This window comes from Hyphomicrobium denitrificans 1NES1, assembly GCF_000230975.2.
Classification (GTDB): Bacteria; Pseudomonadota; Alphaproteobacteria; order Rhizobiales; family Hyphomicrobiaceae; genus Hyphomicrobium_B; species Hyphomicrobium_B denitrificans_A.
In genome coordinates this window covers 987,451-1,004,783 of record NC_021172.1, presented here as the reverse complement: position 1 = coordinate 1,004,783, position 17,333 = coordinate 987,451, and the positions used below count along the sequence as shown (strand labels likewise).

The window sequence follows — 17,333 nt, the reverse complement described above, 5'->3', positions numbered from 1 at the left end:
GGCTGCCAATCTCGTCACAGGCCACCGATCTTTTGCAGCACGCTCCGCGTGGCCCATGGCAGGTTGCCTCGGACGATCAGCTCGTTCTCGACAATCACGGGAATGCTGCCCCCGTTATCACGGAACCTCGCAATCTCGGAGTCTGCCGGGTGATCCGTGGTCAAGGGGCCGGAAAGAGCGATGATGTACTGCCCCGCGGCTGTGGTCGCCATGATGGGAGCGGTCAACGCGCCCGCCGGTGTGGCGAACGGCGCATTCAACTCGAGCTGAACGCCGCCGACGCCTTGCCGCAGTAGATCGTTGAATAAAAATTCGGTCGAGGTCCTGAGGCGGTCGGCGTTGAATTGCGGCTGCTCGCCATTGAGAAGGTATTCAAGCAATTGGGCACCGACGTGGCGGTCTAGCAGGCCGTGCTCGAACTTGTTCTTGAAACTTCTCAGGCAGCGGTAGCAGGACGCATCACAATTGGCAGCGCATGTTTTCATCAGGTAGAGAGCGCGTTGAAACAGCTCTACGCCCCTAGCGGAAAGCTGGCTCGAGAAGCCGGCGCCGCCCGGCAGCGTATCGTAGAGGAATATCTCGGCCTCAAGACCGCTCGTTCCCCCCGGCGTAAGCGCGGGGCGGAATTCAGCCATGAGTTCGCCCGATTCAATTTCAAGCAACTGGCACGCTGCTTTCGCCAGGGCCTCGCTGACCGTCCTCAGCGCAACAGCGGTCGATGAGTGGCCGGGCTTGAGCTTCAGAGGGGCGGCAACCCGCATCGAGAACAGGGCGATGTCAGTTATGAAATCCGTCCCGAGGACGACGTGACGTGTCGGGCTCGTGCCGTCGCACATTTGCTTGTCATCATCGTCCGGGAAGGGTTTGCGGTGCGGCCCGAGCAGCTTCGGCCCGGGATCCGTTGCTGACTCGATGCGACCGCATTTGACGCAATATGTATAGCCGTCGTGGTTCGGTCCGGTGTTCGACACAAGCAGGTGGTCGCGCGCCGGCAGAACACGGATGCGGTCATTGACTGGAAGCCAGCCGGCACCCTCGTCCGGCGTTCCCATCGTAAGCTTCGCGCGCGTGGCGTAGCTCGTTTCCGGCATGTCATCCGGCGAGGTGACTTCCTCGGCATCGACCGGATGGGCGAAGCCAGGCGGACGCAGCCAGTAGCGGCCGGGGCCGAAAGTGTCTTCGCCCCCGCACGCTTCGCAGTCGCGCACCTCGTTGCGGTTCGCCTCTCCGATGGGAAAGGTCTTCGCGAAGCCGCACTCACTGCATTCCATGTAAATGCGCTTTGACTCCCATGCCGTGAAACGGTCGTCCGACATAACCGAGTAAATCGCGCCGGAGGTGTAGCACTTGCCGGAAATCCAGACCTGCTTTCCCGGCGCGTACTGCGTCAGCGCGATCGGCAAGCCCTGCGACGGCGCAAAGCGCATGATCGGACGGAAACGCGACGAACGGTCCCGGTCAAAGACATGGAAGGTCGCTACATCGGTCGGGAAGGCGTACCGGGGCAGCTTGCCGCAATAAAGCAGGCGGTCCAGCAGCTTTCCCGGGCGCGAGGTCTGCCGCGGGCGCTCCTCGCCTTCTTCGGCCGCGTCTTCTGACTCATCGTCGTCGTCATCCGCCTCCGTAGCCTCGTTCGTCTCACCGGGTCCGGGGCGTATCGCGTCATCAACCGCCTTCAGGCAGTCGGCCACCACGCCTTCCAGCAACTCCTTGCGATCCTCCGGCTTCAGCTCCGTGGGTATCCATGAGGACACCCGCTTCTGAAGCTGTTCGTCGTGTTCCTTAAGCCAGGACGCGAAATCGTCGCGGTTCAGGATGGAGGTGTTACGGCGGAATTCGGCGACCGTGCCGAGCACGGAGAACAGGTCGTGCCGCTGGTTGGGATCGACCTGCGGCAGCCGGTCCTGATGGTAGTTCTGAAGCAGGAACGCACGAATGTGACGCCGTACGATCTCGGCATTATCGAGCGTGAGCTTCGGATCGACAACATCGCCGCGGATCATGCCGTCCGGCTCGGAGAAATAGTGTTCGTCGTGGCTGTCGGCGCTGCCGAAGGCAACGACGGTTGCAACCGCATTGCCGCGGCGCCCGGCGCGGCCCGACCGCTGCTGATAATTGGCGCGGCCTGGCGGCATGTTGCGCAGGGCCACGCCGGACAGAGCGCCGATGTCGATTCCGACTTCCATCGTGGTCGTGCTGGACAGAACGTCAATAGCAGCCTCGTTGCTGTTGCGCCCCGCCAGGGCGATATCCTGAAACAGCAGTTCGTTCTCCTCCGCCTTGGAGAACACATCTTCGTTTTGCGGCGCGTTCAATTGCGCTGTGTGCTCGGCGGCAATCAGCGCCATAGGCTGGCGCCCGTTCTGGGCCTCGATGGCGGGCTTTCGGTAGAAACCGTTGCGCGCCAAAAAGACCGGATCGGTATCGGGGTCGAGTGCTTTGACTTGACTGCTGCCGCAGTCGAGGCAATGCGAGAGTCCCGGCACCGGACGGTGGACGGATTTGCAGCTATCGCAATGAACCCATGCGCCATCGAAGAGCAGTGAAAGCTCGCTGCCCCTGAGACGCTTGAAGCCACTGTCCGAGTCCTGCGTGAAAAGAGCAAGCAGCGCGGGCGACCATTTATCCCAGAAAATCTTGAGAGCCGCCTTGTCATTGATTATGCGAGTCATCGCGTTGAACTTGCCCTTTTGGCCACGGATGCTGGTGCCCTCGGAACGGGGCCGCCGCCACCAGACCGGCGGCATGGCGCTCAGCCAGAAACCGTGCCCCTGCCAGCATCGCAGCCATGCGCGCGCGAGGCCCACCTTGGCTTCGGGCGTTTCGGCAAAACCTGGTATCGAAGGCAGTTGCTGCAAGGCAGTTGTATGCTTGCTGCGTTCGACGATCGACGCGAGCGCAAGCGCTTCAAAACCGCGAAAGCGGTCCTGAATTGTGGTTATGATATTGTCGAGCAGGGCTTCGGGGGGCCGTTCGTTGCGCAGTTCCATGCAGAGATTCAAAAGCCCCGCATCGTCTTCGGTCTCCTTGGCGCGAACAGCGCGTTCGACAATCCCTTCGGCTCCGAAGCTCTCGCCCGGCTTCATTTCCGGGCGCAGCCGCACATTCAGTTCCTTTGAAGCAAGCAGCACGGCGAGATAGAGATCCTCCAGATTGAGGTTCGATCGAAGTACAGGAACGCCCAAGAGACGGCGATAGCCCCAACTGATGAGCGGACGCAGGGAATCGCGGACGGAATACATTTGCAAATTCGGGGCGAGACGGGCCGCCACCTGGCGGGAGTCCGAGAACGCCAGAACCTTGCGTCCTTGCAGCGGCGCAAAGCGCGTCGGCGGCACGGGTGCTGGCGGCTGAATCTGAAGCTGGCGCGCGACGAGCGCCTGAAATGGCTGATCACCCTTCGTCTGGTGATCCTGAACATAGCTGCGCCCGAATCGAGCGGTCTTACCGCAGACGGCGCAAGGCACAAACTGCCCGCGCGCCTCAAATCCGGCCGTTGCGTCGTCGTCCTCGTCCACCGCTTCGCAGACACGATCGCTGCGGACATAGACAGTGCGGGTGCGCGACCCAAGATTGGGCGGATTAAGCCGCCCCGTCTCGAGATCGTAATCGGCCGGCTCCGCCACGTCCTCGATGGCGGGCTCCTCAAGCAGAAGATCCAGGGGCAGCAGCGGCGTCGTGGCGCCGGCGGCCATGCGGAGCGCCCGGCCGGGCTTCGACCAGAGCGCTGAAGGCGCGTCAACGTCGTCGGTGTAGGCCCGCGCGTGGGCTGTGCCGCAGTTCCGGCACGTATACAGCTCCAGAACACGAGCGCCGCATTCGCAACGCTCCAGTGGCTGGCTGTACATCTTGCCGCAAATCCCGTCTCTGTCCTCTTCCGCGATCTCGCTGCAATTGGGATCCATGCAAACCCAAAGGCCTGGCAGGCCCCGGAAGAAGTTATGAACGCGGCACGGAAGCAGACCTGGCGTTTTCGGATCGAGCCTCGCAACGCTGCCGAACGCCATCAGCGCCGTGACGGCGGTGTCGGCAGTTGCTGGCGGCGAGGTGGGAAACAAGTCGCGACCGAGTTCAGCGACGGGGAGCGCCTGCTGCATCGTCGCGTTGACCAGCAGACCCATAGGGCCGAACTCGGATAGCGCGTGATAAAGCGCGGCCTCGGCGGTGTGGCTGCCGCTGACATGCCGATACTCCAGAAGAGGTTTGATGGCAGCGAGACGGCCGACATCCTCCACTGCGTCGTAAAATGTTTTCAGGTCGATCGAGGCAAGGACCTCCGCGTCATGGTTCGACCCGGTGGCGCTGTGCGAGCGTAGATCGAGCGAGCCCCTGATCGGGATGAATGTTTCGGGCGGCAGACCCGAAATCTGCGCGCCGAATTCTGGCGCGTACTCATGATCCTTAAAGCTCGCCGTCGCGCAGATCACTTGGAAGCGCTCGGAAGACGCGCCCAGCCTGTCGCGCAGCCGCCGCAGAAGCAGGCCGACTTCCGCGCCGGCAGCTCCTCTGTAAAGGTGGGCTTCGTCGAGAACGACAAGAAATTTTTCGATCGGATTCTTTTCGAGCCATTCGCGCGTCCTGTCGAAGATGGTCCGTTCGATCGGACGCATGAGCATGTATTCGAGCATCGAATAGTTAGTGACGAGTAGATCGGGCGGCGCGGCCTGCACTTCGTGCCGCGTAAGCAACTCGGAGTCGTCCGGTAGGGTGACGGCGCGAACGAATTCTCCGGTCTTCCGGTCGGCCCATCCGGAATTCTTCTCCCCGAACCACGCGGTAAGGTACGGCTTGGCCGGCCACTTGCCGCGCTCCTTTAGCGCGGCGAGAAGGCGCTTCGCCTCCTTCTGGTCGTCCGACTCCTCGCCGCCCGCACGGCGTTCGATGTCTGCGTAGAACTCACCGAATGACTTGAGCTTGACGGAATCTTTCTTGGTGGTGCGGATGCCGGCATAGGGCGTTCGGCTCGTGTAACGGGCGAAGCGGGGCGGCCTCCCGGCCCATGACTTGAACAGCTTAACCAGGCGCGGATCGCCGAACAGGGAGCGCAGCCGCCCCAACTGGTCGTTCACGAGCGCGTTCATCGGGTAGAGGATCAGCGCACGCATCGCCGGATTGTCCCTGAAGGATGCCGGTTTTGCGTTGGCCTCGCGTGCAAGCTTGCCGAGAATCGGCAGCAGGAAGGATTCGGTTTTGCCCGAGCCGGTGCCCGTCATGACAACGAGGTTTTTGCCGTCGATGAGGCAGCCGCGGATCGACTCTGACTGGTGCTTGTAGGGTGGATCGTAGATGAGCCGCGGAAGGTCTCCGTCCGCCTTCGTGAGCAATGAATAGACTTGCAGGGCCGCTGGTGGCAGCCCTTTCATGTCCGCGAACTTTTCGCCGGTCTGATACCGCGGCGTCGATTCCAGATAGGGCACCTGATGAATGACGCCAGGACAATCCAGCAATTCCTTGCGCCGCTCGATCAGCGAGCGCGCGCTGATATGGTATGTCGCCTCGATGTAATCGCGCAGCGACCCGTGAAGGTTCTCGATCGTTTCAAGGATTGTTTGCACGCGAACCCCCTTCACTTGCGCCGTCCGCGGCCGAAAGCCAGAGTCGGTCCTGCAGAAAGCGCTCTTCGACCTTCGCTTCGCTCGACGGAAGCCAATAGGACATCAGGCACTTCTCGGGAGCCACGGGCCCCCCGAATATTATCAGCCGCCTTTCCGCCCAGAGCGGCAGCGGTGAAAAGAAATCCAGTCGGACTCCGTCGTTGGCGGCGCGCCGCCGGTAGAGCTGCGGGTGACCAAATCGGCGATCGAGTGCCATCTGAACGTGCCATGCCGCATCGCAGCCGCGCCAGCGCGACTTCTTCAGTGGAAAATCCAGGAGCCTTGCCGGAACCCCGTCTTGCAGCGTGACGAAGCACCAAAGGGAAGCCCCGAATTCCTGGGGGCGGCGGGCGACGAAATTGCCGCTCTGGCGTTTCGGAGCCGTCCACCTTCCGCGGTAGTAAGTGACAGGCTGAGCGGAGTCGAGAATCTGCAAGTCGCCGATAGCGCCACTCGGCGGCTGCGACGCCAGCCGGTATTCCAGCGCGGCCAGCATTTCCTGCGCCGACTCCATCTTAGGGCACTTCAGCCAAACATGCTCCGACAGCTCCTGAAGGCCCTGTTCGCGCAATTCGGCAGGCAGGTCTTCCCCCGGTTGCTGCGCGATCAGCCGCGTGAAGCCTTCATGGGTGACACGGGAAGCGAGCCCTTCCGGCAGGAACGTGTCCTGGTCGGGAACGACGCCGATGAGGAAGATGCTGCCGCTCGAACGCGCGACGAAGCCCGGCGGAGCCGCGTAAACCCAGGTGCCCTTCGCTCCTGGATCGTCGGTGACGACATCGCTGAGTTCGAGCAGATCGCCCGCGACGATGAGAGCATCGATAATTTCGTCGATACGATCCGCAAGCTGTCCGACGTCCTGAGACAGGCCCTGAAGGCTTTCAACAAGGGAAGCCCGCAACGCCGCTCGCGAACAGGGACAACGCATGCCCGCGCTGCGCCTTAACAGCGCGGCCAGCAGGCCATCGTCGATGAGCGTGCCCGCAGCCGCCGCCAGATGCAGCGCTCGGCGGCAATCGGCGAGGACGTCATCCGGTCGGAGCTCGGTGATTACCATCGCCACCTCGGAAGTAGCGACGTGTCGGCAATCGACTGACCTTGCTCTTGCGCACACAGCGTCGCCAATAGTCGAGCGCCGCGGAGGATCGCAGGCGCAGCGGCAAGCTGACCAAGCATGTGGTCAAGATTTGCGCTGTAGCCATCTTCTATGCGGTCGGGCGCGCTCGCGAATTTGAGCGCGAATGTGCAAAGACCAGGATCGGTGCAGACTTTGTAGCGACGCGAGAGTTCAGCGTACCAAGCCGATGCCTGCCCGAAATTCCCGTTCATCGTTCCATGGTCACGATGCAGGACAATAGCAAAGCCGGGAGTTCGACCATCGACAACGCAACGCTTGAGATTGTCGTTGGCATTTGCCGAACCCGGATTTCGGCGGTAATCGGATTCGGCGGATGCCCAAGTCGAACCGCAAATGCGCTCGAAGATCGCTAGGACGATGCTGTTCCGCACCTGCTGACACCGGCTGTCAGCGAGGAAACCCGCCAGCCGCGCCTTACGCCACAGCGCAAGAATGCGGCATGACTCTGCCAGCGTCAGAGCCGTAGTTCCGATGTCATCGCATACTGGGCTGACTCCCAGCCCCTGAAATCCGCCGGCCGTCAAGCCGGTGCTCACAACAACCATGTCGCTGTGCTGCCCCCGCCGGGCGAAAAACAGTCCGCCGGGGCGCTGCACGGTCAGACCGGCGCGACAGGCTTCCGGTGTGAATGGTTCACGCCTGAGCGGTCGCTGCATATCGCAATAACTGGCTTCCGGCCCTTCGTCTTCGTGACCGGTTTCGTCTACAAGCCGGAGAACGATATTGCCGTGCTCGTTGCGCAGCACCCAGCGCAGAGGCGGCACATCATGCTCAAAACGAAAAGACGTTTCACCGAGCGTCTCGCCATTTATCACAAGCCGGCCGGCGGCGGCTTCGAGCAGGCTCCACGCGACCTTTTCGCGCTTCACAAACTGGCCGAATTGTTTGCTCCAAGCGTCCGGGGTGACCGGCAACTCCATTGGAGCGCCAATGTTTTCAGAGAGGATTTCGCTGCCGTCCCTGCTTTCGAGATGCAGAACGAAATACACCGAGTGACCTTGCGGCCCGAGCACCGACAGCGCGACCTTATTTTGCCAGAACATATCTAGGCTGGCCTCCGGCGGATCGAGTCTTACGAGCATGCCCGCGTGCGACAGAACACCAGGAATCCAGGGTTCGGGTTCGCGGACGCTGAGTTGCAGGTGACCTTCCGGGGGCGCGGACGCGATTCCCTCCAGGGCTCCGCTTCTGCGCGCCCTCACCGTCAGCAGGTGCGTGCCGACGGGGAGTGCGGGCAGTTTCAGGTAGATGGGCATGCCGGGATTGCCGGCCTTGATGATCTGTTCCCCGTCCCTGTCGATGCTGAGCGCATAGGCTTCGACCGGATGATCGTGCATGAGCGCGAGGCACGGCTGCTCTGTCGTCAGCCATTCGCTGCGGCCTTCGCCGTCCCAGTTGCGGCCTGGCATGCCGGCAGGCCAGACGCGGATCGTCCGGGCAATCTGCAAACCGAGTTTGTGCAGCCAGCGCGTGTCCTCGGCGCCGACAGCGGCGGGAATAGCGAGCTTGAACGCCTTCACCCCGGAGCAATCGATGGTGCATGCGCTCATGAAGGCGTGTCGTTCGGGAAGATCACCGGCGGTGACGACAACATAGTCGCAGTCGGGCCGGACGACGTGCCCGGCAATCTCAAGGGCGGTGCCATCCGCCCCAATGCGGAAAAGCCACACGGGGCCGGCGCCGAGCCGGCATTCCGATTCCAGCAGGTGCGTCAGATACGCATTCGGTCGCTCGAATTCGAGAAGCGGCTTTGCCTGATCGGGCCATGTTTTTACGACGGATTTACGGCTTCCGGACAGAAGCCAGCCAGCGGGCTTTCTGTCCGGCGCGCCGTTTAGACGGCAACGCGTGCGCCGCAGGAACGATGCCACTTCGGCGTTGAGCGCAGCAACACCTCTGAAATCAGGCATGTCAATGACGACGGACCAGATGCTGTCGCCGCTGTAGCGAAGCAGCAGGCTGGGCCGGACTTCAGGATGGGGAAGCTGCTCGGCGGGTCTTGCTCGAACGTCAGCCGGCCTCTGGACCGGCGCGACGCCGTGGCCGATTCCCTTGAAACGATCGGATACGACGCGCTGGGTTTCCTTCAACCATCCGCGCGCGCTTCGTATCTTTTCGAGGTCTGCGACGATCCGATCGAGCGTCTTGCGATATATGGGCTCACGGCCTTCATCGCCCGACGGCGCGCCGAGAAGCGCCAGTACGATGCGGCCCGTCAATTCCTCCTGCTGAAGAAACTCCTGAAAGCGCGTCGTCGCGTATGCGTTGGCCGCGAGCAGCCGTCCAATGCGCGCCGGTTCAAGACTGGACATCGTCGCGAGACGAAAACGAAGATCATAGAGCGCGCGGGCGAATTCTCGCTGGAGGTAACGTGGAAGAACCGCGTGCGTGATGGGCCAGGCTATGATTCGCCTGTGTTCGGCCCACGGTCCGGACGGCTCGACGCCGTTATAGGCCTTCTGAAACTTCCTGAACCAGGGCTTGATCCTGTCCCGGTCGGAAAACTCCCAGGCCGGGGTGCTCTCTTCAAATGACTGCCAGTACTCGTCGCCCGTGTAAGTGTAACCGCGCTCGGTCGCGTAGATGACCCAAAGAAGCCAATGCGGAGCAAGTTGAAGGCCGGCCCTGAGCCGCGAGCGGAGTTGGGAAGCGATCTCGTCCAACTCGCCCTGATCCAAGCCGTGCTCCAGGGCAAAAATTGGAAAGCCCGACGACGACCGTTTGCGCGCCAGCGACTCGAAGTGCCTCTCCAGGCGCGCTTGCCATTGTTCGAGAGGCACGGGCATGGCGGCTATCCTATTGTCGAGGCGCACATTGGTTCACCCCGTGCGCGCCAGCTTCGCTAGAAGCTTGCCGCGCTGATCGCCCAGCAAGACGGCGATGTTTTCCGCCTCCCACTCCTTGAACTCGGGGCGCCGCAACGCGCGCGGCACGATCCAGCGCTCAACAGCGAGCTTCGATACCTCTTCGGCTGTGAGAAGCGAGGTTAGATTCGGCCGCCCCTCACCGGAATGCAGCAACTTCGCGGCGTTGCTTGCGAGTTGGCAGAAGAAGACTTCGCGCTGTATGCCATGCCGCAGCATGTCTTCCTTGAAGCCCAAGGCCGCGAGAGCTGCCCTCGTAGTGCGAAGGCGCCAGTTCGGACCTTGCCCGAAGCGATTGCAGTCCGCATAGGAATGATCGATGTGACGCAAATAATCGCGGAGGTCCAAGAACAAGCTGTCAGGAATATGAAAATGTCCCCATCCGCCCGTATAACCGATTGATTTGAAATATTCGACGCCGCCGAGTTTCAAGCGGTTATAGACGGAGGACCGCCCCATTGAGGAAGATGTTGTGATCGCGAGCAGCCGAGCCTTCTTTTCCTGTTTGGAAATGATGCCCTTCGTGCCGCCATACGCTTTTGCGAAATCATTGTAGATATCCCTCGTGCGCAGGAGGCACGCGACGAGCTTGCCCCCGAGAAGCATGTTGTAAGGGGGAAGCGCGCCAAGCACGTATGCGTCCATTATATTGACGAGGCGCTTGCTCCGATCTTTGACGGTCCAGTCGATAAGGCTATCGCGCACGTGCAGATTAAACACCGGATCGCCAATCGCGATGATGCCCATGAGCTTGTTGTTGTTCTCGTCCCAGACCAGATATCGGAGGCGACGGCCGAACCCGTTTGAGACCGGAACTGACCACGTGAGCGCCGCTAGGCGAAAGAGATCGCCTTGCCATGTGCCAGTTTCTATACGCTCCAACGCAGGCGAGATTTTCTGCGGATCAACCTCGTTGCCGGAGGCAAAATGCTTTGCCAGCTTGAGGAATTGGTCAGACAGAAATTGCTTGTTAGCTGCCAGCCGATCCTCGCGTTGAACTCCGTGGACGGTCCGAATCGCTTCCTTGCCGGTGCCGGGCGGAGCAAGATCCCCTTCGTCAGTTCTCTGGAACCCGAGTGAGGTTAGATGTCGCCGCAATCGCCTCTTGAGGCCAGCTTCACGGGTCGAAACGCGTACGACGGTCGCCTTTTTTGACAACAGATCCCCCCTTAACGTGCGAGTGCATTTGCCTTTGTCCGGCGGCGGCTGCCGCATCAGGCGCTACGCGGTCTGCCACATATGCTCGCATGAACTCGCGAATAACCTGAGCCGCAGGTCTGTCCTGGAGCCGGCAGACCTCAAGAAACTGGTCGCGCAACTCGCGTTCCACTCTGATTCGAAGTCCGACGTCCTTGCCAGGCATGCTATGAGTGTAACCATTGGATACACAAATGGCTATATCGATGACGCGGCAGGGCCTCCCTTTCCATGGGCTGGGAAAATTGTAATCTTCGTGCTACATAAACGCTGTCATGGTAATATGAAGATAACAAATGCCGACACCGCACCATCCCCCTGCCGCTGTGCGGCGCGTACTGCGGAAGCTGGGCGCGGATATCCACGACGCCCGTCGTCGGCGGCGGCTGCCCATGGCGGTCGTGGCTGAGCGCGCTTTCACGTCCCGCTCGACCCTGCAAAGGGTGGAAGCGGGCGACGCCAATGTCAGCATCGGCATCTATGCCGCCGTCCTGCACGCGCTTGGACTGCTCGATGGCTTGGCCGAGATCGCCGACATCGCGCGCGACAGCGTCGGCCAGGCCCTGGCCAGCGCTGAGTTGCCGAAACGCGTCCGCCTCAGGCGCACATCGACGCCGACCGATCATGGCTGACATCGAAGTCCATATCGACCTTGAAGGGCGCACACGTCCGGTCGGATTGGCCCGCAGTAACAAGGTGCGGGGCAACGAGACCGTCGTCTTCGAGTACGCGCCGGAATGGCTCGCCGATCCGGATCGCTTCTCGATCGAGCCCGCTCTCGCACTGACGCGCGGTGGCTTTGCGCCGCCGCCTGGACAGGCCATCTTCGGGTCCATCGGCGACTCGGCGCCGGACACCTGGGGGCGCCGCCTCATGCAGCGTGCCGAGCGGCGCCTCGCCGAGCGCGAAGGCCGCGCGATCCGGACTCTCGCCGAAAGCGACTATCTTCTTGGCGTCGCCGATGAGACCCGCCTTGGCGCGCTCCGATTCCGCTGGGCGGGCGATGACGTGTTCCAAGCGCCGCTTCATGCGGGCGTGCCCGCCCTGATCGAGCTCGGGCGTCTCCTCGCCGTGACGGAACGCGTCCTTCGCGACGAGGAGACGGATGAGGATCTCCAACTCATCTTCGCGCCCGGATCATCACTTGGAGGTTCACGCCCCAAGGCGTCGATCGTCGATCAGCACGGCCACCTCTCCATCGCGAAGTTCCCCAAGGAAACCGACGACTACAGCTTGGAGACCTGGGAGGAGATTGCTTTACGCCTCGCGGGGCGCGCCGGCATCGCCACACCCTCCCACGAATTGCTGCGGGTCGGCGGAAAGGCGGTGCTCCTGTCTCGGCGCTTCGACAGGACCGGCGCCATTCGCATCCCCTTCCTCTCCGCAATGGCGATGACGGGATCGAAGGACGGCGAGCGCGGCAGCTATCCCGAGATCGTCGATGCGCTGACACAGCACGGAGCGCAAGCAAAGACCGATGCCCAGGCGCTCTATCGTCGCGTCGCCTTCAACGTGCTGATCTCGAACGTCGACGATCATCTCCGCAACCATGGCTTCCTGTTGCTCGGCAAGGCGGGTTGGACGCTTTCCCCCATCTACGATCTCAACCCCGTGCCGACCGACCTCAAGGCTCGCGTACTGACAACGAACATCGATCTCGACGAAGGCACCTGCTCGATAGACCTCCTCGAGGCCGCCTCGGAATACTTCGGCCTCGGCCTCGCAGCGGCTCGCGGCGTCATCAAGGAAGTCGCGGTCGTGACAGCGACCTGGCGGGAGACCGCGAAGGAGGCCGGCGCCCGCCCCGCCGAGATCACCCGCATGGCCAGCGCCTTTGAGCACGACGACCTCAAGCGGGCGCTGGCGCTGTGACCCGAACCTTCATCCATAGCTTCGATCCTGCATCCGCGAGCCCTGTCGCCGGCCCGACCGTCGACCTTGAGGTTTCCGAGATCGAGGATGCGGGCATCCGCGAGGTGCTTCAGACCCCCGGCGCTGCTTATGGCGCGTGGTCCATTCTGGACGCCCTGCTCGCCGCGACCGGTCCGGGCACGCCCTTCATCTTCAAGGAGCCCCTGGGACAAGCGCGCGAGGTGAAGGTCGCGCTGTCGGGCTTGTTCGGGCGCTTCGTGGCCCGCGCCTATCTCGAGCGCTATCTCGATCTTTCGATCTTCGCGCATCTCACGAGCCAATCGCTGCTTCTTGATGGGCGGCGCCGCATCGACATCGTCCGCCGCTCTCGTGGCGATCTACCGGACTGGGTGGCCTGCGCTGCCGATCTCACCTCCCTGACCGTGGCCGAGGCCAAAGGCTGTCATGACCCGGGTGGTCCCGATAAGGCGCTCGGCAGGGGATGGGCGCAGGCCCAGCGCATTGACGTCACGGCTAGAGGACGGAAGGTCACGATCAAGCGCGTCGCGATCGCCACGCGCTGGGGCGCCGCGCTAAATGGACCGGCGCAGGCATACCTATCAGTCCGTGACCCGGTCGACGAAGGCGAGCCGATCGATGCGGACGACAAGGACGCGGTCTTCATCGGCCTCCTTCGCCACCACATCGCCAACCTGATCGACCCGCTCGGCCATGCCGGACTTGCGGGCGCGCTCCGGCGCCTTGCCCGCGAGCGCTTCCAGCCCGGACTTCAGCGCGATGCCGCGAGCGCCCGCGCCCTTCTGGATGCTGCGCCGGTGCGGGAAGTGGACGGCGCCAGCGCGATTGAGGGGCTCGTGGGTGGATTCGTGACGCGAGCGGGACCACTGACTGACGCGACCGCGAATCCCGCCGATCAGGATGTGCTTGCGCGCCTCAACCTGCGCCCAGTCTTCGTCGGCATAGAGCGCGATCTTATCGACGCGGCGATCGAGGGCGAGGCCAAGACAGTGCGTGATCGGCTGGCCGCCGCCATCAAGCACGATGAATTCGCGCGTCCCGATCGCGCCGGGGGATGGGTGATCCCGCTTGGCGCAGGTCGTCGCATCATCGGCAGCGCGTAGAGACATTCAGCGACGATGGCCGCCACCAAGCCGGATACGGTTATTTAACTTTGTTGCCGCTGTCGTAGCTCGACTACGATAATTCCGAATATTTCAAACAATGAAGGGAAAGCCTTCCCCTACGGCCGAGCCTGTAGTCTCGGCCGACCCCTTCTGCGGGGACACCCCCGCAACGCCCCGAGAGTGAGAGTGCGGACGGGTTTTCCGTGACGGGTTGAGGACTGGGAGAGAGGCTCCCGGCGCCCGTCGCGGAGATCCGCGATGTCCAGAGACGCCGCTCGCGCTCGGTCCGGTGCCAGCCGGACGAGCCTCTACGATGAAATCACCACCAAGATCATTGCCGAGCTGGAGGCCGGCCGTGTGCCCTGGGTGCAGCCTTGGGGCACGGCGGCAGCGAAGGCGCCGCTCGCCATGCCGAAGAACGCCAGCACTGGCCGGTTCTATTCCGGGATCAACGTGCTGATCCTCTGGGGTTCGGTCATCGAGCACGGCTTCCCGGTCCAGGGTTGGCTGACGTTTCGCCAGGCCCTCGGTCTTGGCGGCAACGTCCGCAAGGGCGAGCACGGCACCACCGTCGTCTATGCCGACCGCTTCGTTCCCGACGACGAGAAGAAACGGGCGCAAGAGACCGGTGAGGAAGCGCAAGCGATCCCCTTCCTGAAGCGCTTCACCGTCTTCAACCTGGCGCAATGCGAAGGCCTGCCGGAGAATCTCGTGGTCGCCGCACCGCCACCCGAGCCGGGTCTCATCGAGCCCAAGGTGGACGCGTTGATCAAAGCGAGCGGCATCGATTTCCGCATCGGCGGCAGCCGGGCCTTCTACATGCCCGCACACGACTATGTGCAGGTCCCACCGCCGCAAGCCTATTTCGAGCCGATCAACTGGCACCGCACGGCGCTCCACGAGCTCGGTCACGCCAGCGGCGCACCGCACCGGCTCAATCGCGACCTCTCTGGTTCCTTCGGCTCGAAGAAGTATGCGTTCGAAGAGCTGGTCGCCGAGATGAACGCTGCGTTTTGTTGCGCCTCGCTCGGCATTGTGCCGACCGTACGCCATGCCGATTATATCGGCTCCTGGCTCGAGGTGCTGCGCGAGGACAACCGAGCCATCGTTCGCGCGGCATCGCAGGCGAGCAAAGCTGCGGACTTCCTTCTCGGCTTTCTTCCTGTGGATGACGCACAGGCCTCCACCGCGAACGAGCAGGCGGCCGCGTAATGCGCCTTCTGTAGCAACGGTAAGCCGGCCGTCACGCAAAGCCGGATTTGTGCGGATGCGGATCTCCGGTTCGCCGGATATCCGGCGCTCAGAGGAAGAGGGCTGCGCCGGTCTTCGTGACGGGTTGGAAGCCGAGAGAAAGTCTTTCGGCGCCCGTCGCGGAGACCTCCCAATGGCCACTGCCGTTCAGAAGATCACCCTGTCGTCGTCGCGCGACATCCCCTTCAACAAGCTCGTTCTCTCCCAATCGAATGTCCGGCGCGTGAAGGCCGGCGTCTCGATCGAGGAACTGGCGGAGGACATCGCGCGGCGCACGCTCCTGCAAAGCCTTAATGTCCGGCCGGTGCTCGATGCCGATGGCCTGGAGACCGGCATGTTCGAGGTCCCGGCCGGTGGCCGGCGCTATCGTGCGCTCCAGTTGCTCGTCAAGCAGAAGCGTCTCGCCAAAACGGCGCCGGTGCCCTGCGTCGTGCGCGATCCCAGCGTCGACATCTCCGCCGAAGAAGACTCGTTGGCCGAGAACGTTCACCGCGCGTCGCTCCATCCTCTCGACCAGTTCCGCGCCTTTCAGGTATTGCGCCAGAAGGGCCAATCCGAGGAAGAGATCGCTGCCGCCTTCTTCGTCGGCGTGAACGTGGTGAAGCAGCGACTGCGCCTCGCGACGGTTTCGGAGAAGCTGCTCGACATCTATGCCGGAGACGGCATGTCGCTCGAACAGCTCATGGCGTTCGCGGTGACAAACGATCACGCGCGCCAAGAGCAGGTCTGGGAGTCGCTTCAGCGCTCCTATAGCCAGGAGCCCTATCAGATCCGCCGCATGTTGACCGAGCGGACCGCGCGCGCATCGGACAGGCGAGCCCTGTTCGTTGGCATCGAGGCTTACGAGCAGGCTGGCGGCATCGTCATGCGCGATCTCTTTCAACAGGACGATGGCGGATGGCTGGAGAATGTCGGCCTTCTCGATGCGCTCGTCGCGGAGAAGCTGAAGGCCGAGGCGGAGAAGATCGCGGCCGAAGGGTGGAAATGGATCGAGGTGAATGTCGATTTCCCGTTCGGCCATACGCATCAGTTGCGCGAGCTCGAAGGGACGCCGACGGATCTCACGGCCGAGGAACAGGCGACGATCGAGGCGTTGAAGGCCAAGTACGCCAAGCTCGAGGCGGCGTACGAGAACGCCGATGAGCTTCCCGACGACGTCGATAGTCGTCTCGGCGAAATCGAAACAGCGCTCGCCGCCTTCGACGATCGTCCGGTCAGCTACGATCCCGCCGAGATCGCCCGCGCCGGCGTCTTCGTCAGCATCGACTCGGATGGCAGCCTTTCGGTCGATCGCGGCTACGTCCGCCCGGAGGATGAGGCGCCTGCCAGCACGAATACGGACGGCGAAACCGGCAGCGACGGCAATACGAGCGAAGGTTTCGAGCCGTCCGCGCCGACGATCCAGCGCGCCGTCATCACGATCGGCGGCCAGCCCGAGGCCGAGGAGGACGAGGAGGATATCGTCAAGCCGCTCCCCGACCGGCTGGTGAGCGAACTGACCGCCTATCGGACACTGGCGCTGCGGGATGCGGTGGCGAACAATCCCCATGTCGCGATGACGGCGCTGCTGCACAAGCTCTGCCTGGACACCTTCCAGCACGCGGCATCAGGCGCCTGTATCGAAGCGTCCGTGCGGGAGGTCTTTTTCTCGATCCAGCCGGCGGACCTGAAGGACAGCCTGCCCGCGAAGGCGGTCGCGGAACGGCATCAGGCCTGGAAGACCGACCTGCCGAAGGACGAGGCGGCCCTCTGGGACTGGCTCGCCGCTCTCGACGAACCCAGTCGGGCCGCGCTCTTGGCCCACTGCGTCTCCTTCGGGGTCAACGCGCTCTACGAGAAGGGCGACCGCTACGGCGGCCCCGGCGTCTCGGCTCATGGCATCCAGCGCCGCCTCGTTCAGGCCGAGCGTCTCGCGCGCGCGGTCGAGCTCGACATGGTCGAGGCCGGCTGGCGGCCGACAGTCGACAGCTATCTCGGCCGCGTCACCAAGCCCCGCATCCTCGAGGCGGTGCGCGAGGCGAAGGGCGAACAGTCCGCGCAGCTTATCGACCACCTGAAGAAGGCCGACATGGCTAAGGAGGCCGAGCGCCTGCTGGAGGGCACCGGCTGGCTCCCCGAGCCGCTGCGCACATCGGTTGCCGACGCCGCGGAGGCAATCGACGGCAACGTCGCGGAGGGTGACGAGGCTCTGCCCGCCTTCCTCTCCGACGACGAGGAAGGCACCGGCGAAGAAGACGCGGACGAGCCTGCCGTGATCGCCGCGGAATAATGACGACGAGCGGGGCGGCATCGG

9 protein-coding genes are annotated in these 17,333 nt (G+C 63.0%); 5 read left to right on the top strand and 4 right to left on the bottom strand.

Features of this window, described 5'->3' with window-relative positions; all coding sequences use genetic code 11:
- Positions 1 to 14 precede the first annotated feature (14 nt).
- Genes HYPDE_RS04775 through HYPDE_RS04760 form a run of 4 tightly spaced genes read right to left on the bottom strand, consistent with a single transcriptional unit; the run spans position 15 to position 10,754 of the window.
- Positions 15 to 5,555 (bottom strand): DEAD/DEAH box helicase, encoded by a 5,541-nt coding sequence (locus HYPDE_RS04775; protein ID WP_015597246.1) that lies wholly within the window; start codon positions 5,553 to 5,555, stop codon positions 15 to 17.
- Positions 5,539 to 6,651 (bottom strand): hypothetical protein, encoded by a 1,113-nt coding sequence (locus HYPDE_RS04770; RefSeq protein WP_015597245.1) that lies wholly within the window; start codon positions 6,649 to 6,651, stop codon positions 5,539 to 5,541. Before HYPDE_RS04770 ends, HYPDE_RS04775 begins: the two co-directional genes overlap by 17 nt.
- A complete protein-coding gene (locus HYPDE_RS04765) occupies positions 6,645 to 9,518 on the bottom strand; it encodes a hypothetical protein (protein WP_051111970.1) in 2,874 nt (957 codons plus the stop codon). The genes HYPDE_RS04770 and HYPDE_RS04765 overlap by 7 nt, the downstream gene beginning before the upstream one ends.
- A 33-nt stretch (positions 9,519 to 9,551) precedes the next feature.
- Positions 9,552 to 10,754, bottom strand: a complete 1,203-nt coding sequence (locus HYPDE_RS04760) for a Druantia anti-phage system protein DruA (RefSeq protein ID WP_051111969.1) — start codon at positions 10,752 to 10,754, stop codon at positions 9,552 to 9,554.
- A gap of 335 nt (positions 10,755 to 11,089) precedes the next feature.
- Between HYPDE_RS04760 and HYPDE_RS04755 the strand changes: the two genes are divergently transcribed.
- The 5 genes from HYPDE_RS04755 (at position 11,090) to HYPDE_RS04735 (ending at position 17,309) form a co-directional block, all read left to right on the top strand.
- Positions 11,090 to 11,425 (top strand): helix-turn-helix domain-containing protein, encoded by a 336-nt coding sequence (locus HYPDE_RS04755; RefSeq protein ID WP_015597242.1) that lies wholly within the window; start codon positions 11,090 to 11,092, stop codon positions 11,423 to 11,425.
- A complete protein-coding gene (locus tag HYPDE_RS04750) occupies positions 11,418 to 12,665 on the top strand; it encodes a type II toxin-antitoxin system HipA family toxin (RefSeq protein ID WP_015597241.1) in 1,248 nt (415 codons plus the stop codon). The genes HYPDE_RS04755 and HYPDE_RS04750 overlap by 8 nt, the downstream gene beginning before the upstream one ends.
- Positions 12,662 to 13,786, top strand: coding sequence for a hypothetical protein (locus HYPDE_RS04745; protein ID WP_015597240.1), 1,125 nt, complete (start codon positions 12,662 to 12,664; stop codon positions 13,784 to 13,786). Before HYPDE_RS04750 ends, HYPDE_RS04745 begins: the two co-directional genes overlap by 4 nt.
- A 261-nt stretch (positions 13,787 to 14,047) precedes the next feature.
- Positions 14,048 to 15,001: an ArdC family protein gene (locus HYPDE_RS04740; protein WP_015597239.1), complete on the top strand. Its 954-nt coding sequence runs from the start codon at positions 14,048 to 14,050 to the stop codon at positions 14,999 to 15,001.
- Positions 15,002 to 15,173: 172 nt separating this feature from the next.
- Positions 15,174 to 17,309, top strand: a complete 2,136-nt coding sequence (locus HYPDE_RS04735) for a ParB/RepB/Spo0J family partition protein (RefSeq protein WP_041320875.1) — start codon at positions 15,174 to 15,176, stop codon at positions 17,307 to 17,309.
- Positions 17,310 to 17,333 lie beyond the last annotated feature (24 nt).

Bases quoted from the DNA above. Each gene is read 5' to 3' on its own strand.
- HYPDE_RS04770 (WP_015597245.1), bottom strand. From the start codon at position 6,651: ATGGTAATCACCGAGCTCCGACCGGATGACGTCCTCGCCGATTGCCGC.
- HYPDE_RS04765 (WP_051111970.1), bottom strand. From the start codon at position 9,518: ATGCCCGTGCCTCTCGAACAATGGCAAGCGCGCCTGGAGAGGCACTTC.
- HYPDE_RS04755 (WP_015597242.1), top strand. From the start codon at position 11,090: ATGCCGACACCGCACCATCCCCCTGCCGCTGTGCGGCGCGTACTGCGG.
- HYPDE_RS04750 (WP_015597241.1), top strand. From the start codon at position 11,418: ATGGCTGACATCGAAGTCCATATCGACCTTGAAGGGCGCACACGTCCG.
- HYPDE_RS04740 (WP_015597239.1), top strand. From the start codon at position 14,048: ATGTCCAGAGACGCCGCTCGCGCTCGGTCCGGTGCCAGCCGGACGAGC.
- HYPDE_RS04735 (WP_041320875.1), top strand. From the start codon at position 15,174: ATGGCCACTGCCGTTCAGAAGATCACCCTGTCGTCGTCGCGCGACATC.